The organism is Methylobacterium komagatae, from assembly GCF_042661665.1.
GTDB classification, from domain to species: domain Bacteria; phylum Pseudomonadota; class Alphaproteobacteria; order Rhizobiales; family Beijerinckiaceae; genus Methylobacterium; species Methylobacterium komagatae.
In genome coordinates this window covers 3,163,348-3,180,311 of record NZ_JBHSWN010000001.1, presented here as the reverse complement: position 1 = coordinate 3,180,311, position 16,964 = coordinate 3,163,348, and the positions used below count along the sequence as shown (strand labels likewise).

Sequence of the window (16,964 nt, the reverse complement as noted above, 5' to 3'; positions counted from 1 at the left end):
CCATGCTCATCGCCCATATCTCCGACCTGCACATCCGACCGCGCGGGGCGCTTGCTTACGGCGTTTCGGAGACGAACCTGTTCGCGGAGCACGCCATCCATGCGTTGCTGCGCCTCTTGCCCCGGCCGGATTGCGTGATCGTCAGCGGCGATCTCACCGATTGCGGGTTGGACGAGGAATACGCCCTCCTTCGGGAGTTCTTCGACCGGCTACCGTTCCCGGTCTTCGCCGTGCCCGGCAATCACGACCAGCGGGAGCCTTTCCGCCGCGCCTTCGCAGGTGACGGCTACTTGCCGACGGAGGGCTACCTCAATTTCGTGGTGGACCGGGACTCCGTCCGGATCGTAGGCCTCGACAGTCTCGTGGCGGGCGAAAGTCATGGGGCGCTCGCTCCCGAGACGCTCGATTTTCTCGATGCGGCCCTCGCGGCCCGGCCGGACGCGCCGACCCTGGTGATGCTGCACCATCCGCCTTTCGAGACCGGCATCGGCCACATGGATGCCGTGCGGCTGTTCGACGGCGCTGCCGAGCTCGCGACCATCGTGGCGCGGCATCCCCATGTGGCACGGATCCTGTGCGGCCACGTCCACCGCTCGATTCAGACCATCGTCGGTGGACATCTTTGCCAGATCGCTCCCTCGGTCGCCCATCAGGTCGCCCTGGATCTGCGGCCGGAAGCTCCCTCGTGCTTCGTGCTGGAGGCGCCGGAATTCCTTTTGCACATGGTGGAGAATAGCGCCGTCGTGACCCATGCCGCGAAGGTTGATCGCGCTCCGGGCCCGTTCCCCTTCCTCTTGCCAGCCGAATATCCTGGCCATTCCCGGCAAGCATCACCGGAGGCCGGGACTATACAATCCTGATCTGTCGATCCGTCGTACAAACGGCGTCGGCCCGAGGCCTGCACTGATTCAAAGTATCGTCTGCAAACGGAAATGCGCCCGGCACCGCGCCTCGTAACTGTAGCGAGAGTCTATCCGCGTCCCATGCCGGAGGCGTCACGGTCTGTTTTCGGGTATGGAGTCGCGGATTCCAGCACGAAGCGTCGATCATGGAGCAGGTTGAAGACTTTCCTGGCCCGAACCGAGGCGACCATGTGCCCCTGAGCCGGAAGAACTCAGGCACATCCTCGATGAGTCGGGAATCTGTACCTGGGTGCTCGACGTCGCGACCGGCCGTGTCACGGTCTCGCCGACCTGCGCGGGCTTGTTCGGTGTCCCGGTCGAGCGCTTGTCCTCCTTCGAGCAGACCCAGGCGCTGGTCCATCCGGACGACCGGCCCGTCAGGCAGGAGGCCATCGGCCGCGCGCTCCGGGAGGGCGGCGGCTACGAGGTCGATTACCGGGTCGCGCGCCAGGACGGGACGACCCATTGGCTGCGTTCGCGCGGCACCGTGCAGACCGGGCCGGATGGACGGCCGTCCCGGCATCGGGGCGTGATCTTCAGCATTCACGAGCGGCGGCTGGCCGAGGATGCATCGCGTGCCCGCGAGGCTCACCTGCGCTCGATCCTCGACACCGTGCCGGATGCCATGGTGGTGATCGACGAGCAGGCGCGGATCAAGTCATTCAGCTTCGCCGCCGTGCGCCAATTCGGCTATGAGCCGCAGGAGGTGGTGGGCCGCAACATCAGCTTGCTGATGCCAGAGCCCTATCGCAGCCACCACGATGCCTACATGGCCCGGTACCTCACCACGGGTGAGCGCCGCATCATCGGGATCGGCCGCGTCGTGGTGGGCCAGCGCAAGGACGGCTCGACCTTCCCGATGGAATTGTCCGTCGGTGAGATGCGGTCCGGTGGCGAGCGTTACTTCACCGGCTTCATCCGGGATCTCACCGAACGCAACCAGACCGAGACGCGCCTGCAGGAGCTTCAATCCGAACTCGTGCACATGTCCCGGTTCACGGCGCTCGGCGAAATGGCCTCGACGCTCGCGCACGAAATCAACCAGCCGCTGACCGCCATAGCCAGCTACCTCAGGGGCTGCCATCGCCTTCTCGGGCGGATGGAGGGGCCTGAAGTGTCCCTGTTGTCGAATGCCGTGAACAAAGCGGCCGAACAGGCCCTGCGGGCCGGACAGGTCATCCGTCACCTGCGCGAATTCGTGGCCCGTGGCGAAGGCGAGCGCCACATTGAGGGCCTGCCCAAGCTCATTGAGGAGGCGAGCGCCCTCGCTCTTGTCGGCGCGAAGGAGAAGGGCGTGCGCGTCCGCTTCGACCTCGATCCCGATGCGCCCCTCGTCCTGGCTGACCGGATTCAGGTGCAGCAGGTTCTGTTGAACCTCATCCGCAACGCCATCGAGGCGATGCAGGATGCGAACCGCCGGGAATTGACCGTCGCGACGCGGGCGCTCTCCGACGAGGGGCTCGTCGAGGTGTGCGTGACGGATACCGGAACGGGCCTCGCGCCCGAGATCGCCACCCAGCTGTTCAAGCCCTTCGTGACGACCAAGGCCAGCGGGATGGGCGTCGGCCTCTCGATCTGCCGCACGATCGTGGAGGCGCATGGCGGGAAGATCCAGGCCGGGCCGGGGCCGGATGGCGGGACGACCTTCCGGTTCACCCTCCGTACCTTCGACCGGGAGGAGTTGGCCCATGTCGACTGACGCGCTTGTCCATATCGTCGATGACGACATCGCGGTGCGTCAGGCGCTGGCGTTCCTGCTCACGACGGACGGGTTGGCGGTGCGCGTGCATGAATCGGCGAGCGCGTTCCTCGCCGGGGTTGCGGAGCCGACCGGCTGCATCGTCACGGATGTGCGGATGCCGGAGATCGACGGCATCGAGTTCCTGCGCCGTCTGCGCCAGCGGGGGACATGCCGCCGGTCATCGTCATGACGGGGCACGCGGATGTCCCTCTAGCCGTCGAGGCCATGAAGGAGGGAGCGATCGATTTCATCGAGAAGCCGTTCGACGACGACATCCTGCTCGCGAGCATTCGTTCGGCACTGGCTCAGGCGGATCGGAAAGCGGGCGCGGCCGCCGAGACCAGGGCGGTTCGTGCGCGTCTTGCCGCCCTGTCCGAGCGCGAGCGGCAGGTGCTGGAAGGGCTCGTCGAAGGCAAGGCCAACAAGGTGATCGGCCTCGATCTCGGCATCAGTCCCCGGACTGTCGAGATTTATCGGGCGCATGTCATGTCCAAGATGCAGGCGGGGAGCCTGTCCGAACTCGTCCGCATGGCGCTCGTCTCGGGGCAAGCCCCCGGCGGCTCGTGAGGCGGGACGAGGTTTGAGGCAGGTCAAGGCGGCGCCCGGCGCTTCGACTTAGGCCGTGTCGACACGTCCATGGATGCCGCGATGCGCAAGCGCACTGGACCGGTGCTCATCGTCGATGACGACGCCGCCGTCCGCCATTCCCTGAAGTTCGCCCTGGAACTCGAAGGGCTCGACGTGCGCACCTACCAGGATGGCGCGGAGTTACTGCGCGAGGCCGCCCTCCCCCTACGGGGTGTCTGGTCGTGGATTACTGGATGCCCGGCATGGACGGGTTGGAACTCGTGGGCCAGCTTCGCGACCGCGCCATCGATCTCCCCGCCATTCTGATCACCGCCAGACCCACGGACGACTTGCACCGCCGCGCCAGCCATGCCGGGTGTCGCGGAGTGATCGAGAAGCCCTTCGAGGATGGAAGTCTGCTGGACGGCATCCGTGACGCGCTCGGCGCGGTTCAGCGCCCTCCGTAGAATCCCTTAGGCGCGCCCCTTAAGAGAAGGTCCGGAATTTCGCTGCCGCCGTCCGGGACGTAGCCATGGTGTCACGTTCCACGACACGGAGGCTCCCATGCAGACCGCTCTCGCCGCCGTCGGCCTTCCGCCCGCCCTCGCCACCATCCCGCAGTGCCGGACACCTTCGTCGCCTGTCGCGGAGGCGAAGGGCGGCTTTCGCCGCACCGTCCCGGCGGAGGACGAGATCTTCGCCGACGGCGACCGTGCGGGCACGTTCTACAAGGTGGTCTCCGGTGTGGTGCGCACCTGCAAGCTCCTGTCAGACGGGCGGCGCCAGATCGACGCCTTCCATCTGCCCGGCGACATCTTCGGGTTGGAGGCGGGCGCTGAGCACCGCGTCAACGCCGAGGCCGTCACCGAAGCGAGGCTGGAGGTCTATCGCCGGGAGCCCCGCGCCCTGGCGGGCGACGACGGTACGCTGGCGCGGGAGATCGTCGCCTCGATGCTGAAGGGGCTGGAGCGAGCGCAGGACCACATGATGCTGCTCGGCCGGAAGTCGGCCCGGGAACGCATCGCGACCTTCCTGATCACGTTCTCGCGGCGCACGGCTTGCACCGGGACCGCGATGGAACTCCCGATGTCGCGGACCGACATGGCCGACCATCTGGGTCTGACGGTCGAGAGCGTCTCGCGGGCCGTGACGCAATTGGAGCGCGAGGGTCTTATCGCTCTGCCGCCGAACCGCCGGATGGTGGTCCTGCGGGACAAGGCGGCCCTGGCCCGCTCGCCGAGTGACTTCGGATCGAGACTGGTTCTATGAGAAGAGGGTGGTCGCCAGCATGGCGATGACGGCGAGCAGCATGCACGCTGTCGCGATCCAGCCGAGCCGGAGCAGCCACCCTCGCACCGCGAAGGCACCCATGATGTCGGAGCGGGCCGCCGCGAGCATCATCACCGCCATGACAGGCACGGCGATAACGCCGTTCACCACTGCGCTCCAATAGAGCGCCTTGATCGGATCGACGGCGCCGAGGCTGATGATCATGCCGGTCAGGGTGGCGAGTGCCACCATTCCGTAGAACGCGCGCGCTTCGAGAGGGCGCCGGTCGAAACCCACCGGCCATCGCCGCGCCTCGCCGATGGCATAGGCGGCCGACCCCGCCAGCACCGGCACGGCGAGCAGGCCGGTCCCGACGATGCCGAGGGCGAAGACCATCGCCGAGAACGGACCGGCCAGGGGTCGCAGGGCGGCCGCCGCCTGGGCCGAGGTCTGGATGTCGGTGATGCCGGACGGGTGGAGCACGGCGGCCGTGGTGACCATGATGGCGAGGGCCACGAGATTCGAGAAGGTCATCCCGATCACCGTGTCGAACTCGATCCTCTGCAGGGCGCTGCTGCCCTGTTCGGGAGCGTGGAGGAGATCGCGACGGCGCGGGAAGGCTTGGAGATCCTCAGCCTCCTCCGCCGCTTGCCAGAAGAACAGATAAGGGCTGATCGTCGTGCCGAAGAGCGCAACCAGTGTGGTGAGCCCGTCGTCGCTGAAGTCGATGCGGGGAAGCGCCAGCGCCTTCGCCAAATCCCACCACGACACGTTGGCGAGGATCACGACGGCCGGGTAGGCGAGCAGGCTGAGCGTCAGCCATTTCAGGATCGAGACGTACTGCGCATAGCGCAGGAAGACCTGCATGGTAACGCAGATCCCGGCGAAGACGACGACGTATAGCCAGCGCGGTCCCGGCATGATCAGGTCGAGGGCATCCGCCATCGCACCGAGATCGGCGCCGAGGTTCAGGATGTTGGCGGCAAGCAGAAGAAGGACGACGGCCTGAAGAAGGCGGTTCGGGTAATGCTCGCGCAGTACGCCCACGATGCCGTGTCCGGTCGTCCGCCCGATGCGGGCGGAGATCATCTGGACCGCCGCCATCAGGGGCAGGGTGTAGAGCATCGTCCAGCACAGGCCATAGCCGAGTTGCGCCCCGGCCTGGCTGTAGGTAGCGATGCCGCTTGGATCGTCGTCGGAGGCACCGGTGATCAGGCCCGGCCCGAGTCGGCTCAGCAAGGGTGGCGCCGATGGCATCGCCCCTGAGGCCGTGGCTTCCGGGTCGATGGCCTCCTCGGTCGAACCGGTCGGTGAAACGGTCATGCGCCCTTCACCGATCTGCTTCGGGATGAGGCCGGTGAGTGGCCAACTCACGCCATTTGAAGCGCGAGTTCAACCACCTCGCAGGTATCGGCCCTGAGCCGCCAATCGGCCACGCCCGCCGCTTTGCAGAGCATCGCCTTGGCCTCATAGGAGGCCGACACCTCGGAACTGGCGGAGACCACCGCCTGACGCTGCAGCACCCGGTGCTCGTGGCCGGTATCGTCCGGCAGGGTCTTGTGGAAGGTGACGAGGAACTTGCGCATCTCGTGCCCCGGCTGGTTGTGGCCATCGATGCGTAGCCCCAACCGCGCGTGACAACCTTGATCCAGCGCAAGGATTGCGGCGCCGCCCCTCTCTTGCGTTGTATCAATGCGCGCCCTGCCCCCTGGGCCATCATTGCCCACGGCCGGGGCGAGCCCGGTCCCGCACGATGCGATGGGGATTGGCATGCTGGTCGATACGGGCACGTTCGAGCGAAGTCCCCACGCCTGCCATCACGGGCGCTCGGGAGAAGGCTGCGCCGATTGCAAGGTTCGCTTGATCAGCGTCTGCTCCGTGCTGGCGCTCGCCGAGTTGGAAGAACTCGAGGCGCTGAGCCACCATCTCACCCTCGACAAAGGCCAGACGCTGTTCGGCCAGGGAGAGCCGGCCGGGTCGGTCTACAATGTCATCGACGGCGCCCTGCGCCTGACGCGGCTGCTCCCGGACGGGCGGCGTCAGGTGATGGGCTTTGCCCTGCCGGGCGATTTCCTCGGCCTCGCCCTTCAGGAGCGCTACTCGGTCTCGGCGGAGGCGCTGGGGCCGGTGGAGACCTGCCGCTTCGGTCGCGAGGATTTCGCGGAGGTGATGGCGGCCAAGCCTCACCTGCTCAAGAGCCTGCACGAGCGAGCGGGCTACGAGTTGAACCTTGCCCAGGAACAGATGCTGCTGCTCGGGCGGCGGACGGCCGAGGAGAAGGTCGTGGCCTTCCTGCTGTCGTTGCGTGACCGCTACGCGCGGACGGGCCATTCCTCCGTCACCGTCGAATTGCCGATGGGCCGACAGGACATGGCCGACCATCTCGGGCTGACCATCGAAACCGTCAGCCGGATGCTGTCGCGGCTCGACCGCGCTCACGCCATCCTGCTCGTGCCGGGCGGTGTCCGCCTGCTCGACGTGCCGAGGCTCGAGCGGATGGCGGCGAGCTAAGGCGTCGCCTCAATGGCTCATCAGACAAGGAATCGGTGAGAGGCGCAGCATGTCACGCGTAGCGCCGCCGAAGAACCATTCTCGGAACCGGGAATGTCCGTAGGCGCCCAGCACGATCAGGTCGGCTTCCTCGCGGCGCGCGAACCGCAAAATCGCATCGGCGATCTCGCCGGCCGGGGCGCCCAGCAGGTTCGTGGTGACATGCGCGCCGTGCCGGGCGAGATGCTCCGACACCTCGTCCGCCCCCTCGAACCGTGCCTCGCTGCCTGCGGCGGCGACGAAGACCTTATCTGCACGGCCGATGAGCGGCAGGGCGGCCGTGACGGCGCGGCGGGCCTCGACCGAGTCCTTCCAGGCGATGACGATGCGGGCGGCATCCAGGCGCTCGATGCCTGTCGGCACGACGAGGACCGGGCGCCCGGCCTCCATCAGCACGGTGCCGGGGTCGGGCTCCAGCGAGTGGCGTCCGGCGTTGGGGGCGTCGCGTCCGATGACGATGAGGTCCGTAGCGCGAGCCTGACGGACGAGGAAGGCCTCGGACCCCGCCTCCGCCTGCCGCCAATGGGTGCGGATAGCCGTTCCGGCATTCGTCCGGAACAGATCCTCGGCCTGCGCGAGTTCGTCGGCGAGCCTGTTCTGCTCCTCGTCGTAGGAGGCTTGCGCTACCACGATATCGGCGGTCGGGCCGGGGATCGGGAGCTTCCGGGCGGCGACGCCGGTCAGCGTGGCCTCGAACCGCTGCGCGAGATCCGCCGCGAGGCGAACCCGGCGGGCGGCGGTCTCGCCCGTATCGAGGGCGACCGTGATGCTGGCAATGGACATGGATTGGCTCCGGCGCGGGAGGGAAACCCGTGCAGGATGCTTCGCCGACCGGGTCCGGGTGATCCTTGATCCAGCGCAAGGGCGGGTTCCCTGGCCGGGCGCATGAAGAGGTCGCCTCACAGGAGACCCACCGCCATGACCAGAGCCCTCTTCGCCCTCGCAGCCCTTTCCCTCGCCACCCCGTCTCTCGCCGCTCCCGCCCTGTCGGTGGCGGAATGCTCGGCGCGCTTCTTCGCCGCCCAGCGCGACGGCAGCCTGAATGGCCGTGATTGGGAGAGCTTCCGCCAGACCCAGTGCGACACCGCGACGGACGCGGTGCGCCCGTCCGTGCGGCGGGCGTCGGAACTCCGCGACTCGTTCAAGCCGAGCTGGTGATGTGACGCGCCATGGCGCACGCGACATGACGAAGACCGCAGGAAACGCCCGCTCCGGCCGTGGCGGCCTGCCCGATGCGAGAGGAAGATCCCGGTGCCAAGTGTTCTGAAGCTCGACGGCAATCGTTTCGCCATCGTGGAGGGCGAACTCTGGTGGCCGGGACGTTTCGACTCCCCCGAGAGCGCCCATCGCGCGGCGGCCCTGCATGAGGACGACATCGCCCGGTTGCAGGCGCGCAAGAACGCCGAGGCCCGCGATGCGCGCGGCGTCATCACGGTCAAGGATCTCGAAGCCGTCGCGTGACGGCCGAAACACATTTTCCCAAGGGACATCATTCAGGGCGGCGGGACGTCTCCGGGCGTCACGCCGCCCTTTCAGTCGTCGCGAAGCACCCGGTACTCGGCGCCCTCGATATCGTCGTACTGGCCGGTGCGCAGCGCCCAGAGGAACGCTGCGAGCCCCAAGCCGCCGAGGCCGAGCGCGATGGGGATGACGAGCAGAAGCACGCTCACGGCGACCTCACGCAGCTTTCGGAAGGGCTAGGCTGACGCCGGATCGGCTCTTGGTCTCCGTCCCGGCTTCGTCCGATCGCGCGCGCAGCGCATTCGCCGTGACGATGAGGGACGAACCCGACATGGCCAGCGCCGCGATCAGCGGTGTCAGCAGCCCGGCGGCGGCCAGGGGAACGGCGAGCACGTTATAGGCCGCCGAGATCCAGAGGTTCTGCAGCATGAGCCGTCGCGCCCGTCGGCCCGCGTTGAGGACCGACAGGACCGGCGCGAGCCCTCGGCTCAGGAACAGGGCATCGGCAGCGGCCTGGCTGACATGCGAGGCCGTGACGGGAGACAGGGACGCGTCGGCGGCGGCGAGCGCGGGCGCGTCGTTGAGGCCATCGCCGACCATCAGCACGCGGCGACCCCTCGACCGCAGGGCTTCGATGCGGGCGATCTTGTCCTGCGGCGTCAGCCCAGCCTCCCATTCCGAGATCCCGAGGCGGTGGGCGACCGCCTCGACGGCGGGGGGCCGGTCGCCCGAAAGGATCAACACATGGCGGCCCGACGCCATGAGCGCCGTGACAACCTCCCCCGCATCCGGCCTGAGGGCCTGGCGGACGGGAAACGCGAGGGGCGCCCCCTCGCCTGCCCGGAAGCAGATGACCGAGGATTCGGGATCCAATGCAAGCGCCGCCTGCGCTTGCGCCTCCGCCCCGCAGAAGCGGGGGAGCCCAGTCGTAACTCCTCTCCCTCGAACATGACCCGCACGCCGAGCCCGGCCGCCTCCTCGGCACCGGGGAAGGGTGTCGCCCCTGGCGCAAGCGTGGCGAGAGCCGCCGCCATCGGATGGCGGCTCGACAGGGCGAGCCGCGCGGCGATGTCGAGAGTTGCGTCATCGAAGATCCCGCCTGCCAGGATCGGTTCCGGCAGGGTCAGCGTGCCGGTCTTGTCGAACACGACGGTGTCGATGCGGGCGAACCGCTCCAAGGCCGTGCCATCGTTGAGCAGGACGCCCTCTCGGAACAGGGCGCCCGATGCGACGACCTGCACGGCGGGGATGGCGAGGCCCAATGCGCAGGGGCAGGTGACGATGAGCACCGCGACCGCGTTGAGGAGCGCCACGTGCCACCCGGCTCCGCCGACGAGCCAGCCGACGAGGGTCAGCAGAGCCGCCGCATGGACCAGCGGGACGTAGAGGCGCGTAGCCTTGTCGGCGAGGACCAGGGCGCGCGAGCGCGCTTCCAGGGCCCGGCGCATCAATCCCTCGACCTCGTCGAGGAGCGTGGCGCCCGCCGTCGCCGTCACCCGGACCGTCAGCGCCCCGTTGCCGTTGAGAGCGCCCGCGAAGACGCGGTCGCCGCTGTGGACGCTGACGGCAGCGGTTTCGCCGGTCACGAGGCTCTGGTCGAGGTCGGAGGAGCCATGCTCCACGAGGCCGTCGGCGGGCACCCGCTCGCCCGGGCGGATCAGGATGCGCGCGCCCGGCGCGAGTTCGGCCAGGGGCACGTCGCGCAGCCCGCCATCCGGTTCGGCGAGGGTCGCGCGCTCGCTGCGCAGGGTCGCGAGGTTTTCGGCGAAGGCGCGCGTGCGCCGACGCATGGTCTGGTCGAGGACGCGCCCTATCAGCAGGAAGAACAGCAGCATCACGGCGCCGTCGAAATAGGCATGGATGCCCCCCGACAGCGATTCCACCACCGACATGACGAGGGTCAGGACCACGCCCAGCGTGATGGGAAAGTCCATCGTCACCCGGCCTGCGCGCAGGCCACGGAACGCCCCCTCGTAGAAGGGCCGCCCCGCATAGGCGGCAGCGGGGAGCGCGATCACGGCCTGGATCCAGTGGAAGAGGTCGCGGTTCTCCGGGGTCATGTCCGAGACGTTGCCCGCCCAGACCGAGATGGCGAGGAGCATCACGTTCATCGACGCGAAGCCCGCCACCGCCAGCGCCCGGATCAGACGCCGCGTTTCGGCGACCTCCGCATCTGCGACCCTGCCGGGGGCGAAAGGTTGCGCCGTGAAGCCGAGCGACTCCAGCGTTCCCAACACGGTCGCGACATCGGCTTCGGCTTCACTCTTCCACGTGACCGTGAGACACCTGTCCGAAAAGTTCAGCCGTGCGGAGGCGACACCCGGAAGAGGCGCGAGACCGCGCTCGATGGCGTTCATGCATGAGGCGCAGCGCACGCCCTCGACCGCGAATTCGGCGCGGGTGGCCCCGTCAGGCAGGGTGGCGATGAAGGCGGCGTAGTCCCGGCCGAGGGACGGCTTCGTGTTCGCTTCGCTCCACGAGGCGTGGGCCTCGACGTAGGCGAGCGCCATGTCGGTGCAGCACATCGGGTGCTTCCCCTCAATCCAGGACGATCCGGTGCTTGCGCCGGAACGCGACGCCATCCTCGCCGACGACCTCCACCACGAGATCCCACTGGCCTTGCGCCAGCGGTCCGGCCTGCGCGGTGTAGGTGCCGGCGAAGATCTCCGTCAGATCGACCGAGACGTCCTTCCGCTTGTCGGTCGGGCGCTCGAACCGGGCGCGCAGCACCTTGCCCCGCAGCGCCTGGGCGTGGTCGTCGGACAGGCTCACGCTGACCGTCGCGACCCCCGCCGGATGCAGGGTCGCCGACGCGTCGAGGCGCCACCCGAGGGCGTCCTGTTCGCGGGCATGGCGCAACTCAGCATTGTAGAGCTGACCCGCCCTGTACGGAGAGGCGACTTCGAGGCCGGACCAAGTTCGCGTCGCCGAGACGAACAGCGTGGCATCGGCGGCGGCGACCGTGCCGAAGAAGCCGACGAAGAGGGCCAGGACCTTCCGTCCGGTCAGGCGGCCTTGGACAGGGGGTTGCGAAGCGGTCAGCGTCATGGGGCGGGTGCCTTGAAATGATCCTGCGCCCGGATGCTCTCGCCCGTCGCCGGATCCGTGAGCGTAAAGGTGAGCGGGATGCTCGGGTCGGTGGGCAGTCCTGCTGGGGCGAAGAGGAGCACTCGGAATTCCTGCGTTGAATCCGACGGGACCGGCATATCTCCTGGCGTGCCGCCGACGACCTCGATGCGCGCTCCTGCCAGTCCCTCGACTGTGAGCGCGTAGTGCCGCTCGCCCGGCCGCTTGTTACTCAGTCTGATGGTGTAGCCGTTGCGGATCCCGCCATCGGACAGGGTGACGAACAGCGGGTTGCGGTCGTGCAGTACGCTGAAGGCGGTGAAGCTCCGCGTCACGAGGCTGTAGAGCATGAAGCTGCCGATACCCGCGACGAGGGTCGCGTAGAGGATCGTGCGCGGACGGACGATTCGGCTGACGGTCCCTCCCCCGGCGGCCCGGCTCCGGCGGTTCGCCTCGGTGTCATAGCCGATCAGGCCCGCTGGGCGCCCGAGCCTGTCCATCACCGTGTCGCAGGCGTCGATGCACAGGCCGCACTGGATGCAGTCCATCTGCAGCCCGTCGCGGATGTCGATGCCCGCCGGGCAGGCCGTGACGCAGGCGAAGCAATCGACGCAATCACCCGCGGGCTGGCCCGCCGCGCGCAATGCCGTGGCTTGCTTGGCCGACATACGGGGCTCGCCCCGCGCCTCCCGGTAGAGGATGTTGTAGGCGTGCTCGTCGGTCAGGGCCGCCTGGATGCGCGGCCAGGGGCACATGTAGGTGCAGACCTGCTCGCGCATGTGGCCCGCCAGAAGGTAGGTGGTCGCGGTCAGCGTCAGGATCGCGACATAGGCCGCGGGCGGGGCTTGGTAGGTCGCGAGCTTGCCGACCAGGGTGGGCGCATCGGCGAAGTAGAGAACCCAGGCGCCGCCGGTCCACCACGCGATCAGCAGCCAGATGGAATGCTTCATCGTCCGCAGGGCGATCTTTTCCATCGACCACGGCGCGGCATCGAGCTTCAGACGCGCGCGCCGGTCGCCCTCGATCAGTCGCTCGACGGCGAGGAACAGGTCGGTCCACACGGTCTGCGGGCAGAGGTAGCCGCACCAGACACGACCGGCCACGGCGTTCTTTAGGAAGAGGATCAACGCCGCCAGGATCAGGAGACCCATGACGTAGGTCACGTCCTGCGGCCACAATTCGACGGAGAAGAAGTAGAAGCGGCCCTTGTCGAGATCGAGCAGGACCGCCTGGGTGGGCTCGCCCTCACCCCTGTGCCAGCGCAGGAAGGGCACGAGGTAGTAGATGCCCAGCGCCACGGCGAGGATCATCCACTTGATCCGCCGGTATGTGCCGTGGACCAGCTGCGGCTGAATCTTGGCCCGCCCCGCATAGAGTGACCCGTTGGCGGCGGGGATCGCCGTGCGGGTCGCCGCCGCGCCGAACTTCGTTTTGGCGCGGGCACGGGGCGGCGGTGCCGGAGCGGGCGTGTCTTTGCGTTGTGCGAGGGGCATCGGCGGACCATCCTCCGTCCGCCGTCGGGACGGGGTCCAGAAGCCCTAGGCCGCGCAGGAGGGCGGGGCTTTGATCTCGCTCAAATGGCAAAGTCGTTCAGTCCATCCGTCATTGCGAGCTCAAGCGAAGCAATCCAGGGAGAAGGGACGCTCGGAAACGTCGCGCTGCCCCGGATTGCTTTGCTCTGCTCGCAATGACTGCCGTATCGTAAGGCGGCTCTCGCCTCTTATTGTCCGCCCCCAAGGCCGTGGACGTAGACCGCGAGCGACTTGATCGTCGCCGCGTCGAGGCGGCCGTCCCAGGCGGGCATCACGCCCTTGCGGCCTCCGGTGATCGTCGCCACCACCTGATCGGGGGAAGAGCCATAGAGCCAGATCGCGTCCGTCAGGTTCGGGGCGCCCATCTCCGGGTTTCCCTTCGCTTCGGTGCCGTGGCAGGCGGCGCAATTGCCCGCGAAGATCTCCGCGCCCTTCTCTACGCTCGCACCGGGAACGCCGGGCTTGCCCGAGAGCGAGAGCACGTAGCTCGCCGCCGCCTCGACCTCCTGGCGAGACAGCATCCCGTCTCGCCCGAAGGCGGGCATGTCGCCGATATGGGCCTCCCCGTTGCCGGAGCGCGCGCCGTAGCGGATGGTCTTCTCGATCTCTTCCGGCGTACCGCCCCAAAGCCAGTCGTCGTCCTGAAGGTTCGGGTATCCCAGGCGGCCGGTGGCCGCGGTGCCGTGGCAGGCGGCGCAATTGTCACCGAAGGCGGCCTTGCCGGTGGCGAGGGCGAGCCGCAGCAGGGCCGGATCGGCGCGGATCTGCTCTACCGTGGCGCTGGCCAGCTGGGCCTGACCCCGTGCGTCGCGCTCCCGGCGTACGGCGTCCACCTCACCGAGCACCTTGGCGCGCTGGGAATAGCCCAGGAGCCCCGATGTGTATCCGCTCACCATCGGCCAGGCGGGATAGAGCACCCAATAGCCCATGGCCCAGACGATGGTGGCGTAGAGGCCGTAGAGCCACCAGCGCGGCAGCGGATTGTTGTATTCGGCGATGCCGTCCCATTCGTGCCCGGTGGTCTCGGGGCCCGCAGGCGGCTTGCCGGGATTGGCGGTGTCGGCCACGGCTCAGTCCTCGACCAGGGGAAGGTGGGCGGCCGCATCGAACCGGGTGCGGTTGCGCGGCCAGAAGGCGTAGAGGGCGACCGCCGCGAAGATCGCGACGAAGTAGAGGAGGCCGCTCGTCTGGGCGAAGGCGGCGGCGCTTTCGTAGGTCATGGCGCTCACCTCAGGTTCTTCTTGTCTTCGTAGATCTTGAAGTCGACCATCGTGCCGAGCACTTGCAGGTAGGCGACCAGGGCGTCGATCTCGGCCACTCGTCCCTTCTCTCCGCCGAAGTCGCGTATGACGGCGCCGGGATAGCGGTGCTGGAGGTCGGCGGCGGCCGGACCGTCCGGGTCGAGCTGCGCCTTCAGGTCGGCGGCGGCGAGCGCGATCATCTCGTCGCTGTAAGGCACGCCGAGGGCCCGGTTCGCCTTCAGATCGTCGGCGATCGCCTCGGCGTCGAGGGGCCGGTCTAGGAAGGCGTAAGCCGGCATGATCGAGGCGGGAACCACGGCACGGGGATCACGCAGATGCTCCCGATGCCATTGGTCCGAATACTTAGCCCCGACGCGGGCGAGATCCGGCCCGGTGCGCTTCGACCCCCATTGGAACGGGTGATCGTACATGCTCTCGGCGGCCAGGGAGAAGTGTCCATACCGCTCGACCTCGTCGCGCATCGGCCGGACCATCTGACTATGACAGAGGTAGCAGCCTTCGCGGACGTAGATGTTGCGCCCGGCGAGTTCCAAGGGCGTATAGGGGCGGACTCCTTCGACCTTCTCGATCGTGCTCTTCAGGTAGAAGAGCGGCGTGATCTCCACGAGGCCGCCGATCGCCACGACGAGGAGGGCGCCGATGAGCAGGACGATGGAGTTCTTCTCGAAGACTTCGTGCCTCTCCCAGAGGCCGGGCTGTGCGGTAGCCATCGGACAGGTTCCGTGATGCGACGGGTATGATGGGTTCGGGTGGGGCCGCCGCGACCGGCGGCCCCGGATCGCTCGTCACTCCGCCGGTGCGAGACCGGCGGTGCCCGCGAGCGGCTCGCGCTCGGAGGCTTCCTTGCCCGCGATCGTCATGGCGAGGTTGTAGGCCATGATCAGCCCGCCGATCAGGAACAGAACTCCGCCCAGTGCCCGCACGAGGTAGTAGGGCTGCATGGCCTCCACGGTCTCGATGAAGGAGTATTCGAGGAAGCCGAGGGAGTTATAGGCACGCCACATCAGGCCCTGCATGATCCCGGCGACCCACATCGAGGTGATGTACAGGACGATGCCGAGCGTCGAGATCCAGAAGTGCCACTCGACGAGCTTGAGGGAGTAGAGCTCGCGCCGGTTCCAGAGCCACGGCACCAAGCAATACAAGGCGCCGAAGGAGATGTAGGCGACCCAGCCGAGCGCCCCGGAATGGACGTGGCCGATCGTCCAGTCCGTGTAGTGCGACAGGGCGTTGACCGCCTTGATCGACATCATCGGACCCTCGAACGTCGCCATGCCGTAGAAGGCCAGCGACACCACCATGAAGCGCAGGACGGGGTCGGTCCGCAGCTTGTCCCAGGCGCCCGACAGGGTCATGAGACCGTTGATCATGCCGCCCCAGGAGGGCATCCACAGCATGATCGAGAAGGTCATGCCCAGCGTCTGAGCCCAATCCGGCAGGGCTGTGTAGTGCAGGTGGTGCGGTCCCGCCCAGATGTACATGAAGATCAGCGCCCAGAAGTGGATGATTGACAGCCGGTACGAGTAGATCGGCCGCTCGGCGCGCTTCGGAACGAAGTAGTACATGATCGCGAGGAAGCCGGCGGTGAGGAAGAAGCCGACCGCATTATGGCCGTACCACCACTGGATCAGGGCATCCTGCACGCCCGAGAACATTGGGTAGGACTTGGAGCCGAGGAAAGAGACCGGCATCGCGAGGTTGTTGACGATGTGCAGCATCGCAATCGTCACGATGAAGGCGAGGTAGAACCAGTTCGCCACGAAGATGTGGGGTTCCTTGCGCTTCCAGATCGTGGTCAGGAAGACGAGGAGATAGGCGACCCAGACGAGGGTGAGCCACAGGTCGGCGTACCATTCGGGCTCGGCGTATTCCTTCGACTGGGTCACGCCCATCAGGTAGCCGGTCCCGGCGATAACGATGAACAGGTTGTAGCCCAGCACGACGAACCAGGGGGCGAGGTCCCCCGCGAGCCGCGCCCGGCAGGTGCGCTGCACGACGTAGAGGGAGGTGCCGATCAGGACGTTCCCGCCGAAAGCGAAGATCACCGCCGAGGTGTGCAGCGGTCGCAGCCGCCCGAAGGTCGTGTATTCGAGCCCGAGATTGAGCGACGGCGCCCAGAGCTGGAAGGCGATGATGCAGCCGACCAGAAACCCGGCGATACCCCAACCCATGGCGGCCACGGCCGCGAACTTGACCGGTCCGACATTGTAATTCGGCTTGCCGTCGATCTCCTGAGGGACGGGCTCGGCCGGGCGGCCCTCATAACGCTTCAGGAGGGCGACGAGACCGCCGATCGCGGCCAGCGCGAACAGCCCCATATGGATGGAGAAAGGCGTATCGGCCGCGTGGGCCGAGGCCAGCGCGCAGAGGAAGGCCCCGACCAGAAGGAAGACGCCTAGCCCGGCTTCCCCCTCCGTCATGTATTTCGAAGATGATATCGCGGCCATGGCTCGCTCGATTGTCCTCGCGCAGGAACAGCTGGACCAGCGCTTAGGAGTGCGGGCATCCAGGAGCCTTGATTTCGATCAAAGGCGTCGCCGCGCGGCAGAAGTGGCGTCGTTCGCCGACGCGGCGGGCGCGACGCTTGATCCTTGATCCAAAGCAAAGCTCAGAT

Annotated in this window: 17 protein-coding genes and 3 pseudogenes; 9 read left to right on the top strand and 11 right to left on the bottom strand. The window is 67.6% G+C overall.

All coding sequences use genetic code 11. The features are described 5' to 3' along the window. Positions 1-2: 2 nt before the first annotated feature. The 6 genes and pseudogenes from ACFQE0_RS15845 (at position 3) to ACFQE0_RS15820 (ending at position 4,479) form a co-directional block, all read left to right on the top strand. Complete coding sequence (locus ACFQE0_RS15845) at positions 3-860, top strand: phosphodiesterase (RefSeq protein ID WP_378971295.1); 858 nt, start codon at positions 3-5, stop codon at positions 858-860. Between the two features lie 247 nt (positions 861-1,107). Next, positions 1,108-2,601 (top strand): annotated as a pseudogene (locus tag ACFQE0_RS15840) (PAS domain S-box protein); the annotation flags it as partial. Further along, positions 2,591-3,210 (top strand): annotated as a pseudogene (gene fixJ, locus ACFQE0_RS15835) (response regulator FixJ). The pseudogenes ACFQE0_RS15840 and fixJ, both read left to right, overlap by 11 nt. A gap of 81 nt (positions 3,211-3,291) precedes the next feature. Beyond that, positions 3,292-3,537 (top strand): response regulator transcription factor, encoded by a 246-nt coding sequence (locus ACFQE0_RS15830; RefSeq protein ID WP_378975751.1) that lies wholly within the window; start codon positions 3,292-3,294, stop codon positions 3,535-3,537. Then, the gene (locus ACFQE0_RS15825; protein WP_378975500.1) at positions 3,465-3,677 is read left to right on the top strand and encodes a response regulator; all 213 of its coding nucleotides are present in this window, start codon (positions 3,465-3,467) and stop codon (positions 3,675-3,677) included. The genes ACFQE0_RS15830 and ACFQE0_RS15825 overlap by 73 nt, the downstream gene beginning before the upstream one ends. 97 nt (positions 3,678-3,774) lie before the next feature. Further along, a complete protein-coding gene (locus ACFQE0_RS15820; RefSeq protein WP_378971293.1) occupies positions 3,775-4,479 on the top strand; it encodes a helix-turn-helix domain-containing protein in 705 nt (234 codons plus the stop codon). Here the strand turns inward: ACFQE0_RS15820 and ACFQE0_RS15815 are convergent. Together ACFQE0_RS15815 and ACFQE0_RS15810 are read right to left on the bottom strand one after the other, a co-directional pair. Next, entirely contained in the window at positions 4,474-5,802 is a 1,329-nt protein-coding gene (locus tag ACFQE0_RS15815; RefSeq protein WP_378975498.1) for an NRAMP family divalent metal transporter, read from the bottom strand. The genes ACFQE0_RS15820 and ACFQE0_RS15815 overlap by 6 nt on opposite strands. A 47-nt stretch (positions 5,803-5,849) precedes the next feature. Next, on the bottom strand, positions 5,850-6,065 hold the full coding sequence (locus ACFQE0_RS15810; RefSeq protein ID WP_378971291.1) for a hypothetical protein: 216 nt from the start codon (positions 6,063-6,065) through the stop codon (positions 5,850-5,852). Between the two features lie 184 nt (positions 6,066-6,249). On the opposite strand from ACFQE0_RS15810, the gene ACFQE0_RS15805 reads away from it, so the two are divergent. Next, entirely contained in the window at positions 6,250-6,990 is a 741-nt protein-coding gene (locus ACFQE0_RS15805) for a Crp/Fnr family transcriptional regulator (RefSeq protein WP_378971289.1), read from the top strand. Between the two features lie 9 nt (positions 6,991-6,999). Here the strand turns inward: ACFQE0_RS15805 and ACFQE0_RS15800 are convergent, their stop codons facing one another. Next, positions 7,000-7,812, bottom strand: a complete 813-nt coding sequence (locus ACFQE0_RS15800) for a universal stress protein (protein WP_378971287.1) — start codon at positions 7,810-7,812, stop codon at positions 7,000-7,002. Positions 7,813-7,947: 135 nt separating this feature from the next. Here ACFQE0_RS15800 and ACFQE0_RS15795 point away from each other — a divergent pair, with 135 nt between their 5' ends. Next, entirely contained in the window at positions 7,948-8,187 is a 240-nt protein-coding gene (locus tag ACFQE0_RS15795; RefSeq protein ID WP_378971285.1) for a hypothetical protein, read from the top strand. A gap of 93 nt (positions 8,188-8,280) precedes the next feature. Further along, positions 8,281-8,490 (top strand): hypothetical protein, encoded by a 210-nt coding sequence (locus tag ACFQE0_RS15790; protein ID WP_378971283.1) that lies wholly within the window; start codon positions 8,281-8,283, stop codon positions 8,488-8,490. A gap of 71 nt (positions 8,491-8,561) precedes the next feature. On the opposite strand, the gene ccoS is transcribed toward ACFQE0_RS15790, so the two are convergent. The 8 genes and pseudogenes from ccoS to ccoN all read right to left on the bottom strand — a co-directional run bounded on the left by ccoS (position 8,562) and on the right by ccoN (position 16,797). Then, positions 8,562-8,699, bottom strand: a complete 138-nt coding sequence (ccoS, locus tag ACFQE0_RS15785) for a cbb3-type cytochrome oxidase assembly protein CcoS (RefSeq protein ID WP_378971281.1) — start codon at positions 8,697-8,699, stop codon at positions 8,562-8,564. Positions 8,700-8,706: 7 nt separating this feature from the next. Continuing rightward, positions 8,707-11,015: pseudogene (locus tag ACFQE0_RS15780) on the bottom strand (heavy metal translocating P-type ATPase). 13 nt (positions 11,016-11,028) lie between these two features. Continuing rightward, positions 11,029-11,538, bottom strand: coding sequence for a FixH family protein (locus ACFQE0_RS15775; protein WP_378971279.1), 510 nt, complete (start codon positions 11,536-11,538; stop codon positions 11,029-11,031). Then, complete coding sequence (gene ccoG / locus ACFQE0_RS15770; protein WP_378971277.1) at positions 11,535-13,049, bottom strand: cytochrome c oxidase accessory protein CcoG; 1,515 nt, start codon at positions 13,047-13,049, stop codon at positions 11,535-11,537. The genes ACFQE0_RS15775 and ccoG overlap by 4 nt, the downstream gene beginning before the upstream one ends. Before the next feature lie 227 nt (positions 13,050-13,276). Continuing rightward, the gene (gene ccoP / locus ACFQE0_RS15765) at positions 13,277-14,155 is read right to left on the bottom strand and encodes a cytochrome-c oxidase, cbb3-type subunit III (RefSeq protein ID WP_378971274.1); all 879 of its coding nucleotides are present in this window, start codon (positions 14,153-14,155) and stop codon (positions 13,277-13,279) included. Positions 14,156-14,158: 3 nt separating this feature from the next. Beyond that, positions 14,159-14,308, bottom strand: a complete 150-nt coding sequence (locus tag ACFQE0_RS15760) for a cbb3-type cytochrome c oxidase subunit 3 (protein WP_378971272.1) — start codon at positions 14,306-14,308, stop codon at positions 14,159-14,161. 5 nt (positions 14,309-14,313) lie between these two features. Further along, positions 14,314-15,060, bottom strand: a complete 747-nt coding sequence (gene ccoO, locus ACFQE0_RS15755) for a cytochrome-c oxidase, cbb3-type subunit II (RefSeq protein ID WP_378971269.1) — start codon at positions 15,058-15,060, stop codon at positions 14,314-14,316. A gap of 75 nt (positions 15,061-15,135) precedes the next feature. Next, a complete protein-coding gene (gene ccoN / locus ACFQE0_RS15750; RefSeq protein WP_378971267.1) occupies positions 15,136-16,797 on the bottom strand; it encodes a cytochrome-c oxidase, cbb3-type subunit I in 1,662 nt (553 codons plus the stop codon). Between the last annotated feature and the right edge of the window lie 167 nt (positions 16,798-16,964).

Excerpts from the sequence above, each read along its gene's own strand:
- ACFQE0_RS15775 (WP_378971279.1), bottom strand. The coding sequence starts at position 11,538 with ATGACGCTGACCGCTTCGCAACCCCCTGTCCAAGGCCGCCTGACCGGA.
- ACFQE0_RS15810 (WP_378971291.1), bottom strand. The coding sequence starts at position 6,065 with ATGCGCAAGTTCCTCGTCACCTTCCACAAGACCCTGCCGGACGATACC.
- ACFQE0_RS15800 (WP_378971287.1), bottom strand. The coding sequence starts at position 7,812 with ATGTCCATTGCCAGCATCACGGTCGCCCTCGATACGGGCGAGACCGCC.
- ACFQE0_RS15815 (WP_378975498.1), bottom strand. The coding sequence starts at position 5,802 with ATGACCGTTTCACCGACCGGTTCGACCGAGGAGGCCATCGACCCGGAA.
- ACFQE0_RS15820 (WP_378971293.1), top strand. The coding sequence starts at position 3,775 with ATGCAGACCGCTCTCGCCGCCGTCGGCCTTCCGCCCGCCCTCGCCACC.
- ACFQE0_RS15845 (WP_378971295.1), top strand. The coding sequence starts at position 3 with ATGCTCATCGCCCATATCTCCGACCTGCACATCCGACCGCGCGGGGCG.
- ccoG (WP_378971277.1), bottom strand. The coding sequence starts at position 13,049 with ATGCCCCTCGCACAACGCAAAGACACGCCCGCTCCGGCACCGCCGCCC.
- ACFQE0_RS15825 (WP_378975500.1), top strand. The coding sequence starts at position 3,465 with ATGCCCGGCATGGACGGGTTGGAACTCGTGGGCCAGCTTCGCGACCGC.
- ACFQE0_RS15805 (WP_378971289.1), top strand. The coding sequence starts at position 6,250 with ATGCTGGTCGATACGGGCACGTTCGAGCGAAGTCCCCACGCCTGCCAT.
- ACFQE0_RS15760 (WP_378971272.1), bottom strand. The coding sequence starts at position 14,308 with ATGACCTACGAAAGCGCCGCCGCCTTCGCCCAGACGAGCGGCCTCCTC.
- ccoN (WP_378971267.1), bottom strand. The coding sequence starts at position 16,797 with ATGGCCGCGATATCATCTTCGAAATACATGACGGAGGGGGAAGCCGGG.
- ACFQE0_RS15830 (WP_378975751.1), top strand. The coding sequence starts at position 3,292 with ATGCGCAAGCGCACTGGACCGGTGCTCATCGTCGATGACGACGCCGCC.
- ACFQE0_RS15795 (WP_378971285.1), top strand. The coding sequence starts at position 7,948 with ATGACCAGAGCCCTCTTCGCCCTCGCAGCCCTTTCCCTCGCCACCCCG.
- ccoO (WP_378971269.1), bottom strand. The coding sequence starts at position 15,060 with ATGGCTACCGCACAGCCCGGCCTCTGGGAGAGGCACGAAGTCTTCGAG.